This is a genomic window from Rossellomorea aquimaris (assembly GCF_003315075.1).
Classification (GTDB): Bacteria; Bacillota; Bacilli; order Bacillales; family Bacillaceae_B; genus Rossellomorea; species Rossellomorea aquimaris_C.
Genome location: NZ_QNRJ01000001.1, coordinates 404,749 through 426,433 on the forward strand (window position 1 = coordinate 404,749; position 21,685 = coordinate 426,433).

Genomic DNA, 21,685 nt, shown 5'->3' on the forward strand with positions numbered 1-21,685 from the left:
AACGATCACTTGCTTTTTTTGTGGTTATGATTTAGATGGAGGAACATCGCATCCATTTTCGTCACAAGCCATACCATCGGTTCCCAGTGGCTGGAGCGAATCCGTTTGATTCTCTTCTTCCCATACTTTTTGGATGGAGCTTAAAAATACGTCACTTGGCTGTGCACCTGAAATAGCATATTTGCGGTTGATCACAAAGAATGGGACACCTTGAACACCTATTTGTCTTGCTTCTTCTTCATCGGCTCTTACATCTTGGGTGAATTCATCACCTTCTAGTACAGCTTGTGATTCTTCTGCATCCAATCCGGCTTGTTCCGCTAATCTCACCAGCGTTTCCTTGTCACCGATATGCTTTGAAAGAGTAAAGTGAGCGTGTAACAGTATTTCAGTTAGCTCTGTTTCTTTCCCTTTCGTTTTTGCATAGTTTGTCAGGCGATGTGCATCGAATGTATTCGTGGGAATACTGGTATCAAAGCGGAAGTCCAGTCCTACCGTTGCTGCTTGTTTCGTCATGCTGTCAGTCATGTTTTTTGCTTGTTCAAGAGAAGTACCATACTTTTTCGAAAGAATCTCCTGAATGCTCATATCTGTATCCACAGGTGCATTGGGATCTAACTCAAAGCTCTTGAAAGCAATCTCAACTTGATCTCTTTCAGGGAATTGATGGAGAGCTTCCTCTAAATGACGTTTCCCTATATAACAAAATGGACATACATAATCTGACCAAATTTCAATTTTCATCCTATACACCTCTATTTACATTTTCAATTCGTATCTGATCGTACCATAAATCGCATGTTTCCACTTTGAATTTGCTCAAGGCTTACGAATATGGAGGCTTTCTTCTCGTTCTTCTTTTCACCCTGGCTGCATGACACCGATCACAAATTGGAAACCCGAAGTTTGGAGGTAATTTCTTTCCGCATTGTTTGCACGTCTGACTCATACTGGTGACCTCTGTCCTGAGACTTTCGTGTACACCATCGGCGATTTCACTTCTAACCCGCTCCCAGTAATAGGCCTCCGTCTGTCTTCCCAATCGATATAAGAATAAAAGATGCAGACCGACAGCCTTGTAGGATACTTCTTTTTGTTCCAGGTTTTTGTTATTTATAGGTGGTTCGGGTAACTCTTCTCCGTGTACAATGGCGTACATGCACTCTAGCCACTGCTCGGTTAACTGAGCCTCTTTTTTCGAAAAAGGAAGATGTAAAAATCCGTACAGGTCATTCAATGTAAGCTTCGCCTCGATATCGGTTCCACGAATGAGTTCATATAACTCCCTCTCTTCAAATAGGGAGGCTTTTTCCGTACCATAAGGACTATTGAATTTCTCCCAAAAGTAGAAAAACGTATCAAGGTCATGGTAATAGCGTTGAAAACGTTCAAACACAGCGCTTGTCGGTGCGATGGCAAATGTTTCGAGAGATCGATCGGGCTGATCTAACAGATGTTTCATTACTTTAATATCCTTTGTAAAAGCTACTTTCCCTTCATTGTACAGTCCTTTTCTGCCGGCACGACCGGCAATCTGCTTCACTTCCTGGGATGTCAGCCTTCTCCTTCTCGTTCCGTCAAATTTATCGGTTTCCAGGAATACGATTCTTCGGATCGGTAAATTCAAGCCCATTCCGATTGCATCGGTTGACACAATCATGTTTGTCTTCCCTTTAATGAATTGCATCATTTGTTTCTTTCTTGTTTCAGGAGGCATACTTCCGTAAATCATGCTGACCTTATGTCCATTATTTTGCAACCTTGATGCCGTATCCAATACTTTCTTGCGGGAAAAGCAGACGAGAGCATCTCCTTTTTTGGCATGCCGTAATTGGAATTCTTTCGATTCGACCTGTAAAGGAATTTCTCTTTTGTAATCATGGACTTCAATGTTCCCTTCACCCACTAATTCCATTAGCAGCTCCCGGACATTTTCACTTCCGATGATATGTACCTCTTTTGCCTTTGCTTTCGTAATGGCACGGTACCAGGAAAAACCTCTATCTTGATCGGCGAGCATCTGAGCCTCATCGATTACAATCACTTCATATTCGTCCTTTTCACGGAACATCTCTACGGTAGACGATACGTGCTTTGCCAAAGGGACTTCTTTTTCCTCTTCTCCTGTTTTCAGATTACAGGGTACTCCATCTGTGTTCAATGTATCAAATACCTCCAGGGCGAGGAGGCGGAGTGGAGCTAAATACATGCCGCTTTTCGCTTCTTTCATCCGGCTTATGGCATGATGGGTTTTCCCTGTATTCGTTTCACCGATATGGAGGGTATACTTGATATCACCCCGGAATGAAGGACTATACTCCCTTCCAAAAATATCTTCCATCATTCTCTGTTCTTCTTCCTGCTTCCTTTCCAACTCTGCTAACTCAGCAGCCTTTCTCTTCTCCCGCTCTGTTAAATCTCTTTCATAAATGGAAAGGTGAATATCCTCATCAAAAGGAACTTCTACCACCTGATATAAGTCCACAACATACTCCTCTTGAATCATTGTGAAAAAGGTTGACTTCAACGTAAGGAGAAAATGGTGACTCAGCCTGCTCAATCGTTCTTCCGATAAGGGCTGACCGAATACATCATCGTATTCAGACAATAATTCTTCAGGCATATGACTCAGGAGTGAGCGGTATACAATTTGCTCTGAATAATAAAAGATGAAACGCTCGTACGGATAGAAATAGGTTTCATATTCCCATACGTGTCCATCCCAGCTCTCACTCTTTTTGTGAATGGAGCCTGTAAATTCCTTAAGGAAATCAGATACCGTCGTAAAAGAATCACTAGTGAAGTTTCCTTCCTCTTCCAGTTTCTCTTCCAGCATATATGGTTCAGTATGGCGATATTTTGTTTTTGATTCCAGATCTTGTACAAATTTTTTAGCAAATAAATGGCGTAACTCCACATACCAATACAGTTCAAGCTCATCCATTTGCTTGTTTATGAAGGAGAGGATTTCTTTTTGAATATCTTTTTGAAGGGCTGCTTGCTTTTTTTCTTCGTGCTTTTTTAAATAGTTTTCTCTAACATGTTGATGGCGCTCTTTCCAATCGATTGCTGAAGGTGGATATTCCATTAACCAGTTTAAAATATGAAATGGCTGAAAATCTCTTATCTCATTGCGAAATAACTTGTTAATCAGTTTCTTATCTGTCCCTTCGATATCATAACCTTTATTTCTCAAGAAGGCTTTTTTATGGCTTCGAAGAACATCATTGGTTACCTTGTTAAGCCAGATATTCGTCCAGATATTGTGAAAGAAAGCACTTCTTTCTGTAACATAATCCTGAAATGAAGGACAATTCTCATGTTTCTCTAAGTAAAGTGTGATATCATCTTCTATTTTTCGTTTTGTTTCTTCTACGGCTTCTTCACGAAGTATTTGAAGGTTTTGCATGATTTGACCCCTTTATATGTTTTACACGTTATCCCTATATGTACTTTATAGTGTATGTATTTCTTCTATATCTAACAAATCTCTTGCTTACAAATAGTTCATTATAGCATAGAAGCTGCCCCTGAATGATGATAAATGATAATAGAACTACGCGGGGCCCCATAGTTCAGGGCATGCATGTCATTGCTTGCCTCTCTCAATCGCTTCACCAACTGCTTCCGTTAGTTCCTTGGTGAGCTCGTGCACCATTTTATCAAATGTAGATTCAAGGATTTTAGCCAGTGAACTTGTGGATTCAATCATGAGACACCCCGTCATAGCCGTGATGGAAGAGTTTACTTCATCAGCCTTAAAAAAACCTTCACCTATAAACTTTTGATTGATCCCCCTTAATATGAACATGACTTCGGATGGTTCCTTCCATTCTGTAACCAGTACCTTCACATGCACCTTTTTGCTCAACACTCCAAAATGCAGGGTGAATTTCCAAGTCGATTGAACATCTGAAACAATAGTATGCTCTTTGTACCCAGGAACAAGAGGAGCCCAGGCATTCATATCACGAATGAATTCCCATACATGTGAGCGTGATGCATGAACGTTAACATGATGAATTCCCATTCCCATGAAAGTACCCCCTTCCTTATTAAATGAGATGTCCGTGAATAGTATGTAGGGTAAGAGGCTATTATGACTGGTGGGAATGAGTAAAAAAAGAAGCTTCACAAGGAAGCCTCCTATTTCATGTTATTTACGATCTCGAGAACTTCATGGAGCTCTTTGATTTCATAATCAGGGATAATATCTTGAGGATTTTGCTGACGTCGATTAATCCAAACCGTTGTGATACCGAGATTTGAAGCCCCGCGAATGTCTGTATTTAAATTATCTCCTACCATGATCACTTCGTCCTTTTGAAGCTTAAGCCTCTCTAAAGCATGAAGAAACATTGCTGAATCCGGTTTGCCTTTACCGATATCTCCTGAGATGATAATTTCTTCAAAATAAGGCACGAGTTCAGGTGTCTTATCAAGTTTTGTATTCTGTAAATGAGGTGAGCCATTCGTTAATAACAACAGTTGAAAATCCCCCTTCACTTCATTTAACACACGAAAGGTATCTTCATAAACGTAAGGTTTCTCTTTTCTTTCTTTGCGAAATCGCTCGGATAATTCTGCCCCAAGCTCTGCATCCGTAATGCCTAAAGATTGTAACCCTGACGTCCAGGCCTTTTTGCGGTAAGTTGGGACGATTTCTTTCATCTTATGGAAGCCTTCATCATGTTCGTCCAGGAAGTCTCCCCAAAGTCCTTCAAAGGGATTAATACCAATATTCTGTGTAAATTCATATGTATCATAGGTTGAATACAACTTTGTCGCAGCTTCTCTTACACTTTGCTCTAAATCTTGGGGATCCACCCCCACTTTCGTCTGTGCATAACGGCAAGTTGCTTTAAACGCTTCTTCAATACTTTTGGAGTCCCATAATAATGTGTCATCTAAATCAAACATGATGGCTTTAATCATCTTTTTCTCTCCTTTTTTCGTTTACGTTAATCTTATATTTTAGATTACTAGCTATACGGGAATTAGTAAACCAGAAAGAAAAATAAATTATCCTTACGTTATTATCAACGTTTTTAGGGAATACAACTAAAAACAACGTTTATTGAGGTGAACTTTACATGTGGATTGTATATGCAAGTATTGCGTTAATTGTGGTTGCGATAGTCATGTTGGGAGTCGCACTAATGAAAACAGTGAAGACGACCCGACCCGTTATTAATGAAATGAATCAAACGGTGGCAAACATTCAAACCAGAATGGACAAAATTTCTTCTGAAACGAATCAGCTACAAGAAACACAAGGAGAGATTCAGGGAGATATCGAATACAAAAAGACGACCATCACCAACACCGTTCAAGAGGTCAAACGCACACCAGAAGTATTGAAAGGATTTTTAGCCAGCTTGAAGAAATAACAATGATCACCTTACTCTTTAGTGAGGTGATATTTTTTAATTGTTATAACAGTTTACATAATATAATTAAAGTTCACCTCTCCCCCTTCGCTTCCATCCCCTGCTTTAAACATGATACAATCGACTGGACTAGTAATGAGGAGGAGATGGTATGAAAAAATGGGCATTTGTTTCGGACTTTGATGGCACGATCTCTAAAAAGGATTTTTATCATCTTGTACTGGAGAAGTACTTTGAAGAGGGGCAAGCTTTATACAAACAATGGAAGTCTGGAGAAATGAAGGACATCGAATTTTTGCGTCAGGTTTTCACGTCCATACATCAAGAAGAAAGTCAGATCATTGAAGATATACATTCTCTGGAGATTGATGAACACGTTCCTTCCTTCATCCGTAAAGTGCAGGCACAAGGAGGGGACTTCTATATATTAAGCGCAGGTACGGATTACTATATTCATCATATTCTTGGGCAGTACGCAATTACTGGCGTTGAGGTGTACTCAAATGAAGGATACTATAAAGAGAAGAATGTACATATGAATATTGATCCTGAACATCCACATCACTCCGAACGATATGGAATCGATAAATCAAAAGTTCTTACTGATCTCAAAAAAGAGTATGAGACCATTTATTTTGCAGGTGATAGTGAACCAGATAGTCATCCTGCCAAAGTGGCAGATATCACTTTTGCCATGGAAGCATTACAGGATATCCTGAATGAAAACCATACTCCTCATATTGAAGTGAATGATTTCATCGACATTGAGCAACATCTAATACGTCTTGGAGTGCTGCGCTAGATCTTTTTGCTTATCTTGCCTTTGCGTGATACAATTATCTTGCCTCTCCCGAACATTCGCTTGTTGCGGGACACTTAACCATGTACGGAGGGGAGGGGCCTCGCTATAAAAACCTTCAGACCGAATTCCCTTTAGGAATTCGGTCTTTTTTATTGACTGATTATATTCATGGATATGAAAAAAGCCAGCCCCCGATTGGGAACTGGCTTGAGATACTAATGTAAGGAGCCACATTTGCCGTAATTTGATATAAGAAAGTTTTAAACCACCACTCCTCAAAGTGGGTGTTTGCAGAAGGTTTCCTGTCGTCCTCAAATCGTGGAGGCTTGACATTCCAACTTCGATGTAAAACTCCCTATTACAGTTTAAAGGTTAAAACTTCGTTATGATTACGTACAACGCAGCCTGTATTAGTATAATACATCATCATGAATGGCATTTCAACTATTGTTTTTCTCTACCATCAATAGATATTCGTTCACAAAAGAACGGGACCAAGGTCCGTCCCTCTTTCATTACGCGTCGTATACTTCCATTTTCTCCATAACGTCGCCGTTTTTCATTGATTTCGCGATGTCGATTCCTGATGTCACTTTCCCGAAAACGGTATGAACGCCGTTTAGGTGAGGCTGTGGCTCATGAACGATGAAGAACTGACTTCCTCCAGTATCTTTACCAGCGTGGGCCATGGATAATGAACCTTCTTCATGTTTATGTGGATTTCCTTCTGTTTCACATTTGATTGTATATCCAGGACCACCCATACCATTACCATTAGGGCATCCGCCTTGGCTTACGAAACCAGGGATGACACGGTGGAAGCTTAAACCGTTGTAGAAACCTTCGTTTGCTAATTTTTCGAAATTTGCCACTGTTCCAGGTGCTTCATTTGGAAATAAGTCAAATTCGATTTTTTCACCTGTTTGAAATTGTATGTATCCTTTTTTTGCCATTATAAACAGCTCCTTTTTATATTAAGTCAATCAATATAATATCATTGAACAATTACTATGTCACTTTATAGGTCACTTTTCATTAGGAAACATTTCAATGAAAGTACCTCTTCATTTATTTTCACCGTATGTGCTTGTTGTTTTCACTTTCCCCTGAATCTTCGGGTACAGGTTGTCATGAAACACTATCCTCTTCGAATAAGCTTTTATAGTAGTCATATTTCATTTTAGGGAGTGAAACATATGGTCGAAAATTTATTGAGTGGGATCTCCATCGATCCTCAAGTTACTTTACTCGTTCCAATGCTATGGGTTTTAGGGTATGCATTGAAGAGGACTCCTCACATTCCGGATTGGTTGATTATCTGGATTTTGCTGCTGGTGGGAGTAGCTGCCAGTGGATGGACATTGGGCTTTGATTTTAATGGAATTGCTAATGGATTCATCGCAACGGGTGCAGCCATTACCACCCATCAATCTGTTAAACAGACGTTTTTCTCACGGGTGAATGATCGAAATAAAAGAGAAAAAAAGAAATAGGGACGAAATAGGACTGGTCCACGTGAAACTAAAATCACAGTTTCTCTTGGCACCAGTCCTTTTTATTCGTTCGTTTATTTTGCTAACACTTCAATGAATTCTCTCATATAGTCTGGTAAATCGGGTGGTCTACGGCTTGAAACAATATGACCATCTGTGACGACGGGTTCATTTACCCAGGTTGCCCCTGCATTTTCCATGTCATCTTTTATTCCTGGTGTGCTGGTGACTTTTACACCTTGAAGAATTCTGGCTGAAATTAAAACCCAACCCGCATGACAGATTTGACCGATTGGCTTCTTACTCTTGTCCATGGTTTGAACCATAGAAATCACATCTTCATAGCGGCGCAACTTATCAGGTGACCATCCACCCGGTACGAGGATTGCATCATAGTCTTCCGGATTGATATCTTTAAACGCGTATTCTGAAACAATCGGAACCCCGTATTTCCCGATGTATTCTTGATTTGCATTTTCGCCGACAATATGTACAATTGCTCCTTCTTCACGCAAACGTAATACAGGATACCACAGTTCAAGATCTTCAAAATCTGCACTTACTAATTGAATGACTTTTTTACCCGTTAGCTTCAACAGGACCCCTCCTCACTTATCTTCACTATCATTGTCTAAGTTATGTTTGGATATTGCAAACAATAGATCTTAATTATACGGACTATACTTCTTAATTGCTTGGATGATTGTTTTCGTTTGGAAATAAGATACAAGGAAGGCAACTACGGTCATGATAGAACCAAACGTGTATATGAGTGTCGAAAATTGCTTAAACGAATTTCTTTTCAAAAGAATCACCATACCTTCAAATTAGTAACAACACTCTTCTATCATTCCCAATTAATAGTAAAGTATGATAGGCAGGCAGCCGTCGCTGTTATGTCTCCAATAATTTTATAAGAGCTTGAGTGCCGCTGTTTTCTTCCCCATTATGAGCCAATTCTTCATATAATGAGAGGGCGAGCTCTAACCCCGGAGTCTTGATTCCCATCTCCCTGGATGATTCCAGGGCAATCTTAAGATCTTTGATAAAGTGCTTTATATAAAAACCGGGAGCATAGTCCTCATCAATCATTCGCGGAACCAGATTACTAAGGGACCAGCTGCCTGCCGCTCCCGAGGTGATACTCTTAAGCACATTATCCGGATTCAGGCCTGATTTCTTCGCATAAAGAAGGGCTTCACTTACTCCCATCATGTTAGAAGCAATCGTGATTTGGTTACACATCTTCGTGTGCTGTCCCGCTCCTGCCTTACCTTGATACACAACATTTGAACCCAGAAGGCCTAATAGGGGCTTGGCCGTTTCGAATGATTCCTCGTCTCCTCCTACCATGATTGAAAGCCTTGCTTCTTTGGCTCCGATATCTCCACCTGAAACAGGGGCATCCAATGTCGATATTCCTTTATCCTTGCCTATATCAAAAATTCTCTCTGCTAATTTTGGAGATGAAGTGGTCATATCAATGGCAAATGAGTCACGTTTTAAATGATGAAGAATTCCATTTTCACCGAAGTATATTTCTTCTACATCTGTTGGATATCCTACGATCGTAATGACTGCATCCGAAATTTCAGCCACTTTCCTTGGAGTGTCTGCCCATTTTGCACCTCTATGTATAAGCTTCGCTGCTTTCTCTTTCGTACGATTATATACGACCACCTGGTAACCGGCCTCGAGCAGATGGCCTGCCATGCTTTGTCCCATGACACCTGTTCCAATAAATCCAATGACACTTTGTTTGGTAATATCCTTCATTGATTTCTTCCTCCCTTTGCTTTACATCTATTATGTATATTTTTAACTAGAACTCAATAATTGTCCACTCCTGTAATTATTTGAATCTATCCCTAATGTTTAAATTCATGTATGCCGGGAAAATAAAGAACATACTATACAAACTATATATTCCCTGAAGGAGGAAGAATAAAATGAGAGTAAATAAAACCTTACTTGTTGGTGCGACGGTTACGGCTGGTTCATTAGGATGGATCTTATCATCGAAGGAGAAGCGTAATCAGCTGCACAATGTGAAAGAAGGATTGGTAACGAAATTCAAGAAGAGAAGAAAAGAAGATCTACCTGTTGAAAAAGGCGGAAATCCAGACCCTGGAAATATTGAAGACAATTCCATGGTGAGTGAAGGAGCCATGACTTCGGTTCAATATTACAATGAAAAAAAGCAAGATTAATAAAGCTGAACGAGTGGGTTAACCCCCCTCGTTCAGCTTTTTCAATTCAGCATAAAAAAATATACGGTTACAAATATAAGGACAATAGTTGCTACAATCGCCATCATCTTAATGAAGGCATCTGCAGAAACAAATGTTTGTGTGTTTATATGTCTTCTCGTCCGGTAGTAGTTAACGGTCGATCCAATAATGATAACTAACCCGATAATGATCGATACAGCACTGATGGAGACGGCGATTCGATCTTGGACGGCATCTCCTTGAAGCGAGTTATAATGCAAGCTTGTTGTGAGGAAACCAATCCCGATAATAGCGATCGCTGTACGAATCCAAGCCAGGAATGTTCGTTCATTTGCTAGGTGCTGCTGAATATATTTTGATTCATTTGTTTCGTTCATACATATCCACTTCCCTGGTTCTTCCATATACATGCAAGCATCCTCATTGAGGATGCTTGCATGATTTTACTATGCTCTTTTCAAACCGCCATTTTATTTTACCGCACCGCACATCGGTTTGGACCTGTTTCCATTTCCCGTTGTTCCTCTTCTTCCGGATGCATTTTCCCCATGTTGGTTTCACGAATTTTTTCATAGCTATTGGGTTGAGGCGGAAGATTTTCTGTAACTGTTCTTCTGAATTCCTGCTCATCTTCTATGTTTAATCCATGATTTTCTCTATATAGAGCATTTAGAGGATGAGACACCGATCCATCTTCATTCATCTCATCGATTGTCATAAAGTGGGCAGGTAAGACAATCAATTCATCCGCAAGATCTTTATACCTCGAATACAAAGTTTTCCTTAAGTCCCCTACCCAGTCTTCTGCTTTACCAGCTAAATCAGGTCTGCCTATCGAATCAATAAACAGAATATCGCCTGTTAACAAGTAATGACCGTCCACAATAAAGGAGGTGCTCCCAATCGTATGTCCAGGAGAGTATACAGCTTTAATGGTCGTATCACCAACATTAATGACCGTGTCATCATTTAATTCTTTATATTCGTATTGAACGTCCTCTGCATCTTTAGGAGGCAAATAATAAGGAGAATTGTATTCATTACTTAAAGACCGTCCGCCTGAGATATGATCTGCATGCAGATGCGAATCAAATACTGCTTTGACCGATACTTCATGGTCTTGAATAAATTTCTTATAAGGTTTCAAAATTCGGCTGGTGTCAACGAAAGCTACTTCTCCATTTGAAACGATAGCATAAGATAGACAACCTTTCCCGATACGGACAAATTGATAGAGTGAACCGCCTGAGACATCCCCAATTTTTACAGGCTCATGATATTCACTCCAAGCCTGCATGCCTCCATTTACGGAATAAATGTTGTCCATTCCTGCTTCTACCAGCATTTCTGCCGTTTTCGTGGAAGAATTTCCTTTTGCACATATTACGTAAATGGCTTCATCACGTGGTAAAGTGGATTGAACAGCTCCAATATTTTCCTTCAGTTCGGAAAAGGGCTTATTTATTATTTTTACGTTCTTCCCTTCTACCTTCCAATCATCGAAGGCATCCTTTGGACGAACGTCCAGAATAAACATGCTGTCTCCATTGAGTATCTTTTTCGTTAGTTCCTTTGCCGTCAATTCTTTTACATTTGTCATATGATGAATTCCTCCCTCTTTCTATTTTCATCCCAACGTATATAAATTATCCTATTTCCCACCTTTTAAACCTGTAGGGGTATTTAAAATAATTATTTTTCCAATAATGAAAATCGAAGAAAGAATGATTTAATCTACTTTACCTTCCCATGCGAGCATTCCGCCGTCCATATTTGTTACATTGAATCCTTGATAGTCGAGAAACTTTACAGCTTGACTGCTTCTGCCGCCGGATTGACAGACCACGATGTACTCTTTCTTCTTGTCTAATTCATTCATTCGAAATTCCAGAAGTCCCAATGGAAGGTGGATACTTCTTGGAATTCTCCCACTTCTTACCTCAGCTGTTTCGCGAACATCAATAATATTTAATGTTTCTCCAGCTGTTAATCGTTCATTTACCCTACTTGCTGAAATTATTTTCATTAATATTCCCTCTCCCTCAAAGGTTATAGCTCTATTAATTGGACCAAGAATTCATTCCACCCTTAACATTTGTAACCGTTGTGAATCCTTGCTTTTTAAGCACTTTACAGGCACTGGCACTTCTCATTCCACTTTGACAAATCACAATGATTTCTTTATCCTTCGATAATTTGTGAGCATGTTGTTGTAAAGACTGTAATGGTATGTTCTTAAAGTGTCTGATGTGATTTTGTCTGAATTCTCCCGGTGTACGAACATCAATGAATTGCTTGTCAGTATTACCAAACAATGATTTTAATTCATTCGTTGAAATTTGTTTGATATTTTCCCCTGGTTTCTTCATCATCACATAAAGATAAATAAGTATGGCTAGTACAATTACTCCAATAAATTCCAAAAATATCACCTCATCTGTTTGAATTAATCTGATTCCAAAGCATTTACTTTATAGCTTTATAATATACCCTACTAGGTATATAGTCAAGTGCTGTGTATATCCATAGAAAAACCGACTCTGTCCTTAGAGTCGGTTTGATATATTATAGATAATAATAGTAGCGTTTATGTGGGCCCTTAAATGGGTTATTTACAATCTGCCCTCCAAGAAAGCCTAATCCAAGACCAATTAAACCTGCACCGATTGGATTAATACCATACCCGTAGCCTCCTGCCGGACCAAATGGTGGTGGACCGTAACCGGGCTGTGGAAATCCTGGTGGCGGAAAACCTTGGGGTCCCGCTGTACTACCATAAGGTCCTTGATTATAATAACCTGGTCCTCCACCGAATCCCCCTCCTTGACCCTGGTTCCCTTCCCATGGTACATAGCCTGGATACATGCCTGGAGGATTGCCGCCATATCCAGTCCCAAGGTTTGGAAATCCGGATCCGGAGTTAAATAGGCTCATCAAGTTCTTTCTGTACATGGTTCTCCTCTCATACATCTTCGTCACTCCTCTTTATTAGCCTATTAAGAAATGAGAAAAAGGGAAGGGCAAATGTCCCTGTTTGGGAAAAGTAGTGAGCCATGAACGGATTTCCTCTTCCGACCCCTTCCGTAATTCATGCTAAAATGGATAAAGCTACTACGGTAAATGGTTCTTATATCATAAAAAATTCACTAATTTCGTCTATAATAAAACTTATCATTGCATGTGTAGTATGGATAGGAGTGGTTTACGTTGAAAAAATGGAATGTCCTGATTGTGGATGATGAGCCGGAAATGAGGCAGCTGATCAAACTGTATTTAAACAGAGATCAGTATTTCTGCTTAGATGCAGAGAACGGACTCGCTGCCCTTGATCAGCTGAAGAAAACACATGTGGATATCATGGTTGTGGATATCATGATGCCATTCATGGATGGTTATCAATTACTAAAAGAGGTTCGGGAAACAAGCCAGGTCCCTTTCATCTTCCTTTCGGCAAAGGGAGATGATTTAGACAAGGTGAAAGGACTTAGGCTCGGAAGTGACGACTATATGGTTAAACCATTTAATGCTGAGGAACTTGTTGCACGAATCGAAACGATTCTGAGAAGATCCTACGGAACTCAATCGTCCCAACATTCAATGATTGAACGATATGGACCGGTGTCATTTAATTTGGCATCAAGGACGATTTCAGTTGGTGAACTTTCACCTCGTTTAACCTTAAAAGAATATGAACTATTCTTGTTCCTGGCCCGTAATAAAGGAAGAGTGTATAAGCGAGATCAGCTTCTCGATCAAGTATGGGGAAGTGATTATGAAGGAAGCGATCGTACAGTGGATACCCATATTAAGACATTAAGGCTGAAATTGAAGAACCATGGACCTTTGATCGAAACGGTGTGGGGCCTTGGCTATAAGTTCGAGGGATCCGTTTGAAAAATTTCAATCTGACTCTCAATAAAAAAGTCTCTCTTCTATTATTAAGCAGCTTATTTTTAACCATTGTCTTTTCATTTCTTTTTATTCATTTTCTCTATAAGGATCTATATATTGGGACCGTTAAGGAGTCACTGCTTTATCAAGGACAGAGAACAGCTGATCACTATCACTATGGTGACGTAAGCGGGAGTGTAAGGGATAAAATCCTTTGGTATAATGTGATCTCCCCTTACGAAGTGTTTGTTGTGGAGAAACTTGAAGACTTAACCAAAAGCTTCCCATATCGTATTGATCAAAATCCTCTCATCAATAACAATGACAAAAGAGAATTGGCTAAAGGTAATCTGGTAATGAAAGAAGGATATGTAGAAGAATTTAACCGGAATGTGATTGGAGCTATCTTTCCTCTTATGAACCAAGAAAGATTAATGGGGTATTTACTCATATACATCCCCTTGGCTGAAATGACGGAAGTGTTCAGTAAAGGGATCCCTATATTGGTACTTACAGGTGTCATGTTTTATTTTGTATTGTTCTTGATCATTCAATCTTCTTTAGGATCATTATTTAAACCTGTTAGGGAAATGCAACAATTTTCAAATAAAGTGGCTAAAGGTGATTTTTCAGACAGGCTTAATGTCAACTCGAGAGATGAAATGGCAGAACTTGCCCTGACATTTAATAGTATGGTCGATTCTCTTCAACATCAAGAGGAACGGAAGCGTCAGTTTCTTTCGAATGTTGCCCATGAATTAAGGACTCCCCTTACCTATATTGGTGGATATGCAAAGGCACTGACCGACAAGGTTCAAACGAACCCTGAAGAAATGGAGAAAAGCCTGCGCCTAATTCAAAAAGAATCGATACGGATGCAGAAATTAATTACAGAGCTACTTGAATTGAATAAATTGGAGGATAGCTCTTTTTCTTTAGATATTGAACCAATTGTACTCTCTCAGTTAATTATGGATTCTTTAACACTTATCCGCCCTCATGCAAAAAACAAAAAAATGGATGTCCAACATGATTTAAATGAAGAATCCATTATTAATGGGGATCCCAACCGGGTCATGCAGGTATTCTATAATATTTTGGATAATGCCTTGAAATATTCTCCTGAAGAGAGTCGCATTCTCATTCAATCGTACGAAGAAGGTGGAATGGCTGTTGTAAAAATCAGGGATACCGGTATTGGCATTCCTGCAGGTTCCTTATCCCGTATCGGAGAAAGATTTTACCGCTCCGATTTGTCAAGAACAAGAAATACAGGAGGATACGGCCTCGGTTTATCCATCGCCAAAGAAATCATGAATAAACACGATGGTTCTTTGTCTATAGATAGTGAAGAAGACAAAGGAACAACGGTCTATCTAAGGTTTCCTTTACTTGAAATAAAAGACTGAGTCAATAGCAGACTCAGTCTTTTTTGTTATTTTAAATACAAAATAGTCCATTATCCAAATAGATTTTTAATGGATTTAAAGAAATCAGCGATGGCATTTAATAAGCCAGTAAAGAAGTCAGACACTTTTTGCCCGAACCCTTCATCTTTGACAATTTCCTTAATCGTGGTTTGGATGTCATTGGTCAGGTCATCTAATTGTTGTTGAACATTATCAAAGTTAATATCCAGTGACCTCATTTTTTCAAACAAATCGATTAATAACTGGCGATCCTCCGGGCTTAGCTCGATGTTCAGAGTTTGAAGCTTCTCTTCAACGATTTGTTCAACTTCTTCTTTCGTAGCGGGATCCTGTTCGGCTATTTCCTTCTTTATTTCGGTTAACAGGTTGCTGACTTCTTCCTTATCAATCCCAGCTTCTTTGGCAAGTTCTGTTGCCACGGTTAATTCCTCGTTGGCAACCTCCATACGCACCGTATCAAGCTTCTCTCCACTAACATCATACGCTTTATAAATTCCGACTAATGCAGAATGACCACTTACCTTTATAGGAGAGGCCACATCCACTACTGCGTTCTCGACGCCTGCAGTTAATAAAGCATTTGAATACATAGAATTCGTCACTTCCGTAATATTTTCCGGTGTCACAATATTAACCTTCAGACCCTCGCCTTTTTCTTTGCGAGTAATCATGGCGGAGGAAAACATACGGGCATTACGGTTTTCACCTTCAATATACTTCACAAGGTCTTCGCCCGTTGCCGTAAACTCTTCCACTTCGGTTCCGTCTTCCATTCCTAATTGATCTTGAACCTCTTTCTTTTGTTCGCCGGTAAGGGTTTCCCCATATACAACGATAGGCAGGCCGAATTTTTCATTGATGCTTTTTTTATCATTATCTGCAGCAAATGCTGGCTGGGTGAGGCCCACCATTAGTGATAATAGTAAGGCAATGGTAATCAATTTCTTCATTAATCATTCTCCCTTTTTCATGATGGATAGATAATAGAGCTATTCCACTCTTCCATTGTACTAGTCTCATTAAGTATGTTCATCCATCTAGAGTCTTATTTCTTTCTGTTGATTAGACGAACCATACCAGAGGAAAGTTACAATGACTTTTTTGTGCACTACTATAACACGCACGAAGCTACAACACAAAAAAGCTTCGTTCTGTTCACTAGAAATCCTCTATAGGGTAGAAGATACCAGGTGAATCAGAACTAAGCTTTAAATGGTTTACAGTATATCGAGCCAGATTTTAATCGCTGTAGCCAGGATTAAAACGGCTAGTATCATTTGAAGAACCTTTGTATTCATTTTCTTTCCTGCCATAGCGCCCAGTGGAGATGCAATTAAACTAGCTACGACCATAATCATAGCTGGCAGATATTCCACTTGACCTGTCGATATCTTTCCGATTGTTGATCCGATTGAAGAAATCAACGTGATGGCAAGGGATGAAGCGATCGTCATTCTTGTCGGGATCTTAAGGACCACCAGCATAATCGGAACTAATAGGAAAGCTCCTGCCGCTCCAACGATACCTGCTCCAACCCCGACGATCAAGGCAAGTATCGCCGCTAACCATTTGTTAAATGTAACGTCCTCGAGTTTTATATCGTCAATGCCTTTTTTGGGAATGAACATCATGATAGCGGCAATTAATGCAAGAATTCCATACACAATATTAATTCCAGCCTCACTCATGAATTTCGAACCATACCCGCCAATGAAGCTACCAATTAATATACTTACACCCATGTAAGTGATGAGGGTTTTATTAAGATAGCCTCCTTTACGGTAAGCCCAAACCCCACCAAGTGTGGCAAAGAAGACTTGAACTGCGCTAATACCTGAAACTTCGTGAGCAGTGAATGTTGCTACTCCAAGCAATGGCGGAATATAAAGGAGCATGGGATATTTAATGATACTACCGCCGATCCCTACCATTCCTGATATATACGAGCCGACAAATCCGATTAGAAAAATAGTCATGATAAATGCCAAATCCATCGTGTTGTTCCTCCTCTTCTAATAAAACGGGAACCTCTCTGGCAGGTTCCCATTTTGATTATTTCTTTAGATTAGTACGCTTGATTATCGAACCGCACAGCGGTTTGGTCCAATTTCCATCTCACGCTGTTTCTCTTCATCTGGACTTACTTTACCCATGTTCGTTTCACGAATTTCCTGATACGCGTTTGGTTGAGGTGGAAGGTTTTCAGATACCAGCTTTCTGAATTCTTCTTCACTCTCGATATTTAAACCATGGTTTTTTGCAAATAATGTTCCCAGCTTTTCACCTACGGAGCCATCTTCATTTAATTCATCAATAATCATAAAGTGAGCCGGTAAAACGGTTAGCTCCATAGAAAGGTCTTTATACCGTTTGTAAAGACTTTCTCTAAGGTCAGCTACCCAATCTTCCGCTTTCCCGGCAAGATCCGGACGTCCGATACTGTCCACAAATAGAATGTCTCCAGATAATAAATACTTTTCATCAATCACAAATGAAGTTGAACCGATTGTATGCCCCGGTGAGTAAAGAGCTGTGATATCAATCGTTGTATTTCCAATCACGACTTTATTCCCATCTTCAAGTGCAGCATATTCAAAGGTAACTTCTTCAGCATCTTTAGGAGGTAACCAATAGGTAGCATTTGTTGCTTCTGCAATGTTACGTCCTCCAGAAATATGATCGGCATGCAAGTGAGTATCAAATACATTTGTAATCGTTGCACCTTTTTCTTTTGCAAAATCGATAAAGATATCAGTCATACGAGTAGCATCGACGATCGCTGCTTCACCATTTGACACGACCATATAGGATAGACAACCTTTTCCTAAACGTACAAATTGATAAAGCTCTCCGCCTTTTGTTAATTCACCCACTTTAACAGGCTCCAAATGTTCGCTCCAAGCTTTCATTCCGCCTTGAAGGTAAGAAACGTCCATCCCTTCATCTGAAAGCATTTCCGCTACCATAATAGAAGAACCTTCTTTCGCACATACAACAAGAATGTCTTTATCCTTAGGGAGTTGATCCATTATTTCTTCTACACCATCTAAAAGAACGAAGTATGGGATGTTCAGGTATTCAAATTTTTCACCTTCAATTTTCCAATCTTCAAAGGCATCTGCATTACGAACATCTAAAATGAATAAACCTTCTCTGTTCATGACTTTTTGAGCCACTTCTTTTGAATTCATTGGTTTGACTGACATAATTTAACCTCCCAGTATTAGTGTTTATACTTTACTTCACGTTCGATTCAACGTCTCCAGTCCAATCGCTCATGCCTGGAACAACATTGATAACATTAGTAAATCCTTTTTCAGCTAATAATTGCGCCGCCATGTCGCTTCTGTTTCCTGTACGGCAAACCACATAAATGTCCTTGTCTTTATTCAATTCGTCTGCACGTGTTTCAAGCTCTCCAAATGGCACCGAGATCGAGCCTGGAATATGTTTGAATGCATATTCGGCTTTTTCACGGACATCCAGAACAACGACATTTTCATCGCCCAATTTACCGGCCAATGTATCATTATCCGTTACTGATTCATGTTTACGCTCTACAGCCTCTTCACCACTTGATTTGCGGACAAAGTGCTTCAGAACATCTCCTTCTTCAATGGTTCCGAGATAATCATGACCAGAACTTTTTGCCCAAGCTTGAAGATCCGCCTTAGAACCCTTGTCTGTTGCTTGGATCTCAATCACTTGTCCTGCTTCCAGGTTATTCATGGCCTTTTTTGTTTTTACGATCGGCATTGGACAAGCTAATCCTTTTGCATCTAATACGAAGTTTGTTTCAATCGTGTTCATTTATAAAACCTCCAATTACCTCATAGGGTATATTTTATTTCAAAAAAATTAGATGAATAAGTTCACGTTACCATTTTCAGCATCCGCTAAATACGCAGCTACTCCTGCATACTCGATTTCTTCTAATAATTCATCTTTGTGTAAACCTAATAAATCCATTGTCATGGTACACGCAACCAGATTGATTTCTTGTTCCCTTGCCATGTCAATTAAATCAGGTAAAGGCATAGCATTATGCTTCTTCATAACACCTTTGATCATTTTAGGACCCATGCCCATGAAATTCATGTTGGATAATCCCAGCTTATCTGCTCCGCGAGGCATCATACCCCCAAACATTTTCTCCATAAATCCTTTTTTCACAGGTACCATTTCTTCTTTTCTTAAAGCATTCAATCCCCAGAATGTATGGAAAATGGTTACGTCATGATCATAAGCTGCCGCACCGTTCGCAATGATATATGCCGCCATCGCTTTATCATAATCTCCACTAAAGAGAATAATATTGGTTGTTTTTCTTTCTGACATTGTATCTCCTCCTAATTACTGTAAGGGGTATTGATCCCCTTAAAAAAATTTATCCTTTTTTAATCCAGAATGTAAATACATCATTTTCTTCATTTGAATCGAGCAATTCATGTCCTGTAGATTTAGCCCAGGCTGTTAAGTCACTTTTAGCACCTTTATCCGTTGTTTGAATCTCTAAAATTTGACCAGTTTCAATTTCTTTTATTGCCTTTCGAGTTTTTACAATCGGCATCGGGCAGGCTAATCCTTTAGCATCTAGTACTTTATCTGCGTTCATTTATAATTCCTCCTAAGAATGATTGTATTTAAAATACCTATAAGGGTATATTATATGATATAAAAAAAGATGTCAACTTCTTTTTTTATCGACTCTTCACTAATAAATTCACTGCTTCTTTTACAAGGGTTTCTGTATTTTCACCCGTCTCTTGTGAATCCCTTACGCACTCTACAAGATTCATACTGACGATTAAGCCTACGGAACGGTCCAGAGCTGTTTTTGCTGCGGAAAGTTGAGTGATAACGTCTTTACAATCTTCCCCTTGCTCCATCATTCTAACGATTCCACGGAGCTGCCCTTCGACACGTTTAATTCGATTCTTAACTTGTGAATTGTATTCCATAAAGACACCTCCTGTTGGCTTGTTGTTTCCTGCTACAATTACAATAATATACCCCATTAGGTATAATGTCAAGAAGATAATCCACCATTTTTTATAAAAACAGCTAAATAAAAAAATGAGCACAATTTCTCCAATTGTACTCATTCACTCATTATATAAGATAGAAGCCCATTTGCCTTTTCGCCATATATTCCAATTGATTCTGTATGAAGGCAACGGGCTCTTCCAGATAAATCGGGACAATCTGATTCCATTCTGGAACGTATTGCTTGATGTTGAACTCCAAGGCATAGCATGTATTTGCTGTTAGAGGCAGATCCCCTTTTATGGGGATGTCCCTTTGTTGATCATATAATCCCATTAAGGCCCCTGCTTCATGACAGTGATACCCGATGGGGTGAGAATAAAGCATCGCCTCTATCTCCTCACCTCTTGCCTTGTTCATTGCCCGTTGAAATACTTCATTACCTGTTCTTCCCACCTTCATTTCTTCTGTGATGATATCTTCAAATCTTAGAGCTGTTTGTAATGCGGATTGAAGTCCTTCAGGAGCTTCTTCCTCCCCTGGATAGAGAACGTATGCGAGTTGCTGGGTGTCTGTCGCTAAACCGAGATAACGAATACCAAAATCCAAATGTACAATATCTCCACATCGAATGATTTCCCCTTCTAATCGTTCCATCGCTGCCCCTTTTCTTTGTAAATCCACCGTAGGGTAAAAGGACGTTTCCATTCCTAGATCCAATACGCATTGCCTTATCCAATCAACTACATCTTCAGTCGTTGTAATACCAGGATGGATCACCGCTCCGGATAAAGCTTCTGCCGCTATTTTCCTCGCAAATTCCGCTATTGAAGGGTAGGCTGTGAGTTCCTTCGATGACCTGATCGACAGCCAATCAACAATGATGTGTTGGGCAGACACAAATTTATGTGAGTACTCATCGAGAAGTATGCTCAAATGTTGGTAAAACGAATGACTTAAACCATCACTTGCAGCAAAAGTTGGGGAATAGTTCAAGGCAATGGTATCAGGGCAGTGAACTTCTACAAGTCTTTTAAGGCACTCCCATTGATCACATTCTTCAGGCTTCCAGACCCGTTCATAAAATGGCTCAAAGTTCGGATTAGGGTGCAGTACCCACCTTTTCACTTGTTGATCTCCGTCAAGATAAAACACTAGAATCGTCAATCTCCCGGAACCATCTATTGATGCCGGGTAGAGACTTTTCAAAACAGGATCTTCATTATACTCTCTGCCCGCAATAATCCACATATCTAGATTATTCTTTTTCATTAAGGAAGGTAAAAGGGTATTAAGTCGATGAAACAGCCATCGGTTCTGTGTTTCTTCTCTTTTCTTCAACGGAAGAATTCCCGGTAAATGTTTCATATCTCCACTCATGGGTATCACTCCCTCATTTCATTGATTTTATTACATTTTCGACAAAAGATGATTATTCCCTCCTGAAAAATAAAAATGACCA

At 39.7% G+C, this 21,685-nt stretch carries 26 protein-coding genes and 1 other RNA gene; 6 read left to right on the forward strand and 21 right to left on the reverse strand.

From position 1 onward, the window contains the following. Window positions 1–24 precede the first annotated feature (24 nt). The 4 genes from DET59_RS02050 to DET59_RS02065 form a co-directional block, all read right to left on the reverse strand. On the reverse strand, window positions 25–744 hold the full coding sequence (locus DET59_RS02050) for a DsbA family oxidoreductase (RefSeq protein WP_113967921.1): 720 nt from the start codon (window positions 742–744) through the stop codon (window positions 25–27). Between the two features lie 82 nt (window positions 745–826). After that, window positions 827–3,409 (reverse strand): helicase-related protein, encoded by a 2,583-nt coding sequence (locus DET59_RS02055; RefSeq protein ID WP_113967922.1) that lies wholly within the window; start codon window positions 3,407–3,409, stop codon window positions 827–829. A gap of 180 nt (window positions 3,410–3,589) precedes the next feature. Beyond that, entirely contained in the window at window positions 3,590–4,036 is a 447-nt protein-coding gene (locus DET59_RS02060; protein ID WP_142675556.1) for an SRPBCC family protein, read from the reverse strand. A gap of 110 nt (window positions 4,037–4,146) precedes the next feature. Next, entirely contained in the window at window positions 4,147–4,935 is a 789-nt protein-coding gene (locus tag DET59_RS02065) for an HAD family hydrolase (protein ID WP_113967924.1), read from the reverse strand. Between the two features lie 158 nt (window positions 4,936–5,093). Here DET59_RS02065 and DET59_RS02070 point away from each other — a divergent pair, with 158 nt between their 5' ends. Beyond that, window positions 5,094–5,390, forward strand: coding sequence for a DUF948 domain-containing protein (locus tag DET59_RS02070; protein WP_113967925.1), 297 nt, complete (start codon window positions 5,094–5,096; stop codon window positions 5,388–5,390). 151 nt (window positions 5,391–5,541) lie between these two features. Next, complete coding sequence (locus DET59_RS02075) at window positions 5,542–6,192, forward strand: MtnX-like HAD-IB family phosphatase (protein WP_113967926.1); 651 nt, start codon at window positions 5,542–5,544, stop codon at window positions 6,190–6,192. Between the two features lie 221 nt (window positions 6,193–6,413). Here DET59_RS02075 and ssrS read toward each other — a convergent pair. Both ssrS and DET59_RS02085 read right to left on the reverse strand, forming a co-directional pair. Further along, window positions 6,414–6,602: non-coding RNA, 6S RNA (ssrS, locus tag DET59_RS02080), on the reverse strand. A 105-nt stretch (window positions 6,603–6,707) separates the two neighbouring features. Next, entirely contained in the window at window positions 6,708–7,145 is a 438-nt protein-coding gene (locus DET59_RS02085; protein WP_113967927.1) for a peptidylprolyl isomerase, read from the reverse strand. A 243-nt stretch (window positions 7,146–7,388) separates the two neighbouring features. Here DET59_RS02085 and DET59_RS02090 point away from each other — a divergent pair, with 243 nt between their 5' ends. Beyond that, window positions 7,389–7,685, forward strand: a complete 297-nt coding sequence (locus DET59_RS02090; RefSeq protein WP_113967928.1) for a phage holin family protein — start codon at window positions 7,389–7,391, stop codon at window positions 7,683–7,685. Between the two features lie 74 nt (window positions 7,686–7,759). On the opposite strand, the gene DET59_RS02095 is transcribed toward DET59_RS02090, so the two are convergent. Continuing rightward, the gene (locus DET59_RS02095; protein ID WP_113967929.1) at window positions 7,760–8,281 is read right to left on the reverse strand and encodes a type 1 glutamine amidotransferase domain-containing protein; all 522 of its coding nucleotides are present in this window, start codon (window positions 8,279–8,281) and stop codon (window positions 7,760–7,762) included. 298 nt (window positions 8,282–8,579) lie between these two features. Continuing rightward, window positions 8,580–9,461, reverse strand: coding sequence for an NAD(P)-dependent oxidoreductase (locus DET59_RS02100; protein WP_113967930.1), 882 nt, complete (start codon window positions 9,459–9,461; stop codon window positions 8,580–8,582). 173 nt (window positions 9,462–9,634) lie between these two features. On the opposite strand from DET59_RS02100, the gene DET59_RS02105 reads away from it, so the two are divergent. After that, window positions 9,635–9,895 carry a DUF92 domain-containing protein gene (locus tag DET59_RS02105; RefSeq protein ID WP_113967931.1) on the forward strand — a complete coding sequence of 87 codons (261 nt, stop codon included), beginning with the start codon at window positions 9,635–9,637 and terminating at the stop codon, window positions 9,893–9,895. A 41-nt stretch (window positions 9,896–9,936) separates the two neighbouring features. On the opposite strand, the gene DET59_RS02110 is transcribed toward DET59_RS02105, so the two are convergent. From DET59_RS02110 to DET59_RS21495, 5 genes are all read right to left on the reverse strand, one after another. After that, the gene (locus DET59_RS02110) at window positions 9,937–10,326 is read right to left on the reverse strand and encodes a YidH family protein (RefSeq protein WP_258549537.1); all 390 of its coding nucleotides are present in this window, start codon (window positions 10,324–10,326) and stop codon (window positions 9,937–9,939) included. A 65-nt stretch (window positions 10,327–10,391) separates the two neighbouring features. After that, a complete protein-coding gene (locus tag DET59_RS02115; protein WP_181778027.1) occupies window positions 10,392–11,516 on the reverse strand; it encodes an MBL fold metallo-hydrolase in 1,125 nt (374 codons plus the stop codon). A 129-nt stretch (window positions 11,517–11,645) separates the two neighbouring features. After that, window positions 11,646–11,942, reverse strand: a complete 297-nt coding sequence (locus DET59_RS02120; protein WP_113967933.1) for a rhodanese-like domain-containing protein — start codon at window positions 11,940–11,942, stop codon at window positions 11,646–11,648. A 34-nt stretch (window positions 11,943–11,976) separates the two neighbouring features. Continuing rightward, window positions 11,977–12,339, reverse strand: coding sequence for a rhodanese-like domain-containing protein (locus DET59_RS02125; protein ID WP_258549538.1), 363 nt, complete (start codon window positions 12,337–12,339; stop codon window positions 11,977–11,979). Window positions 12,340–12,481: 142 nt separating this feature from the next. Continuing rightward, window positions 12,482–12,886, reverse strand: coding sequence for a hypothetical protein (locus tag DET59_RS21495; protein WP_181778028.1), 405 nt, complete (start codon window positions 12,884–12,886; stop codon window positions 12,482–12,484). A gap of 237 nt (window positions 12,887–13,123) precedes the next feature. On the opposite strand from DET59_RS21495, the gene DET59_RS02135 reads away from it, so the two are divergent. After that, on the forward strand, window positions 13,124–13,810 hold the full coding sequence (locus DET59_RS02135; RefSeq protein ID WP_113967934.1) for a response regulator transcription factor: 687 nt from the start codon (window positions 13,124–13,126) through the stop codon (window positions 13,808–13,810). Beyond that, a complete protein-coding gene (locus DET59_RS02140) occupies window positions 13,807–15,216 on the forward strand; it encodes a sensor histidine kinase (RefSeq protein WP_113967935.1) in 1,410 nt (469 codons plus the stop codon). The genes DET59_RS02135 and DET59_RS02140 overlap by 4 nt, the downstream gene beginning before the upstream one ends. Window positions 15,217–15,266: 50 nt before the next feature. Here DET59_RS02140 and DET59_RS02145 read toward each other — a convergent pair whose 3' ends face one another. The 8 genes from DET59_RS02145 to DET59_RS02180 all read right to left on the reverse strand — a co-directional run bounded on the left by DET59_RS02145 (window position 15,267) and on the right by DET59_RS02180 (window position 21,603). Then, window positions 15,267–16,187, reverse strand: a complete 921-nt coding sequence (locus DET59_RS02145) for a DUF1002 domain-containing protein (RefSeq protein WP_113967936.1) — start codon at window positions 16,185–16,187, stop codon at window positions 15,267–15,269. A gap of 267 nt (window positions 16,188–16,454) precedes the next feature. After that, window positions 16,455–17,231 (reverse strand): sulfite exporter TauE/SafE family protein, encoded by a 777-nt coding sequence (locus DET59_RS02150; protein WP_113967937.1) that lies wholly within the window; start codon window positions 17,229–17,231, stop codon window positions 16,455–16,457. An 84-nt stretch (window positions 17,232–17,315) separates the two neighbouring features. Further along, window positions 17,316–18,443, reverse strand: a complete 1,128-nt coding sequence (locus DET59_RS02155) for an MBL fold metallo-hydrolase (RefSeq protein ID WP_113967938.1) — start codon at window positions 18,441–18,443, stop codon at window positions 17,316–17,318. A 31-nt stretch (window positions 18,444–18,474) separates the two neighbouring features. Next, on the reverse strand, window positions 18,475–19,047 hold the full coding sequence (locus DET59_RS02160; RefSeq protein WP_113967939.1) for a sulfurtransferase TusA family protein: 573 nt from the start codon (window positions 19,045–19,047) through the stop codon (window positions 18,475–18,477). 48 nt (window positions 19,048–19,095) lie between these two features. Beyond that, window positions 19,096–19,575, reverse strand: coding sequence for a DsrE/DsrF/DrsH-like family protein (locus tag DET59_RS02165; RefSeq protein ID WP_113967940.1), 480 nt, complete (start codon window positions 19,573–19,575; stop codon window positions 19,096–19,098). A gap of 49 nt (window positions 19,576–19,624) precedes the next feature. Continuing rightward, on the reverse strand, window positions 19,625–19,852 hold the full coding sequence (locus tag DET59_RS02170) for a sulfurtransferase TusA family protein (RefSeq protein ID WP_113967941.1): 228 nt from the start codon (window positions 19,850–19,852) through the stop codon (window positions 19,625–19,627). An 85-nt stretch (window positions 19,853–19,937) separates the two neighbouring features. Next, window positions 19,938–20,198 (reverse strand): metal-sensitive transcriptional regulator, encoded by a 261-nt coding sequence (locus DET59_RS02175; RefSeq protein WP_113967942.1) that lies wholly within the window; start codon window positions 20,196–20,198, stop codon window positions 19,938–19,940. Between the two features lie 151 nt (window positions 20,199–20,349). Beyond that, window positions 20,350–21,603 (reverse strand): M24 family metallopeptidase, encoded by a 1,254-nt coding sequence (locus DET59_RS02180; RefSeq protein ID WP_113967943.1) that lies wholly within the window; start codon window positions 21,601–21,603, stop codon window positions 20,350–20,352. Window positions 21,604–21,685 lie beyond the last annotated feature (82 nt).

Excerpts from the sequence above, each read along its gene's own strand:
- DET59_RS02150 (WP_113967937.1), bottom strand. The coding sequence starts at position 17,231 with ATGGATTTGGCATTTATCATGACTATTTTTCTAATCGGATTTGTCGGC.
- DET59_RS02060 (WP_142675556.1), bottom strand. The coding sequence starts at position 4,036 with ATGGGAATGGGAATTCATCATGTTAACGTTCATGCATCACGCTCACAT.
- DET59_RS02090 (WP_113967928.1), top strand. The coding sequence starts at position 7,389 with ATGGTCGAAAATTTATTGAGTGGGATCTCCATCGATCCTCAAGTTACT.
- DET59_RS02145 (WP_113967936.1), bottom strand. The coding sequence starts at position 16,187 with ATGAAGAAATTGATTACCATTGCCTTACTATTATCACTAATGGTGGGC.
- DET59_RS02170 (WP_113967941.1), bottom strand. The coding sequence starts at position 19,852 with ATGAACGCAGATAAAGTACTAGATGCTAAAGGATTAGCCTGCCCGATG.
- DET59_RS02160 (WP_113967939.1), bottom strand. The coding sequence starts at position 19,047 with ATGAACACGATTGAAACAAACTTCGTATTAGATGCAAAAGGATTAGCT.
- DET59_RS02085 (WP_113967927.1), bottom strand. The coding sequence starts at position 7,145 with ATGGCAAAAAAAGGATACATACAATTTCAAACAGGTGAAAAAATCGAA.
- DET59_RS02100 (WP_113967930.1), bottom strand. The coding sequence starts at position 9,461 with ATGAAGGATATTACCAAACAAAGTGTCATTGGATTTATTGGAACAGGT.
- DET59_RS02180 (WP_113967943.1), bottom strand. The coding sequence starts at position 21,603 with ATGAGTGGAGATATGAAACATTTACCGGGAATTCTTCCGTTGAAGAAA.
- DET59_RS02075 (WP_113967926.1), top strand. The coding sequence starts at position 5,542 with ATGAAAAAATGGGCATTTGTTTCGGACTTTGATGGCACGATCTCTAAA.
- DET59_RS02155 (WP_113967938.1), bottom strand. The coding sequence starts at position 18,443 with ATGTCAGTCAAACCAATGAATTCAAAAGAAGTGGCTCAAAAAGTCATG.
- DET59_RS02070 (WP_113967925.1), top strand. The coding sequence starts at position 5,094 with ATGTGGATTGTATATGCAAGTATTGCGTTAATTGTGGTTGCGATAGTC.
- DET59_RS02105 (WP_113967931.1), top strand. The coding sequence starts at position 9,635 with ATGAGAGTAAATAAAACCTTACTTGTTGGTGCGACGGTTACGGCTGGT.
- DET59_RS02055 (WP_113967922.1), bottom strand. The coding sequence starts at position 3,409 with ATGCAAAACCTTCAAATACTTCGTGAAGAAGCCGTAGAAGAAACAAAA.
- DET59_RS02065 (WP_113967924.1), bottom strand. The coding sequence starts at position 4,935 with ATGATTAAAGCCATCATGTTTGATTTAGATGACACATTATTATGGGAC.
- DET59_RS02175 (WP_113967942.1), bottom strand. The coding sequence starts at position 20,198 with ATGGAATACAATTCACAAGTTAAGAATCGAATTAAACGTGTCGAAGGG.
- DET59_RS02120 (WP_113967933.1), bottom strand. The coding sequence starts at position 11,942 with ATGAAAATAATTTCAGCAAGTAGGGTAAATGAACGATTAACAGCTGGA.
- DET59_RS21495 (WP_181778028.1), bottom strand. The coding sequence starts at position 12,886 with ATGTATGAGAGGAGAACCATGTACAGAAAGAACTTGATGAGCCTATTT.
- DET59_RS02110 (WP_258549537.1), bottom strand. The coding sequence starts at position 10,326 with ATGTATATGGAAGAACCAGGGAAGTGGATATGTATGAACGAAACAAAT.
- DET59_RS02165 (WP_113967940.1), bottom strand. The coding sequence starts at position 19,575 with ATGTCAGAAAGAAAAACAACCAATATTATTCTCTTTAGTGGAGATTAT.
- DET59_RS02115 (WP_181778027.1), bottom strand. The coding sequence starts at position 11,516 with ATGACAAATGTAAAAGAATTGACGGCAAAGGAACTAACGAAAAAGATA.
- DET59_RS02050 (WP_113967921.1), bottom strand. The coding sequence starts at position 744 with ATGAAAATTGAAATTTGGTCAGATTATGTATGTCCATTTTGTTATATA.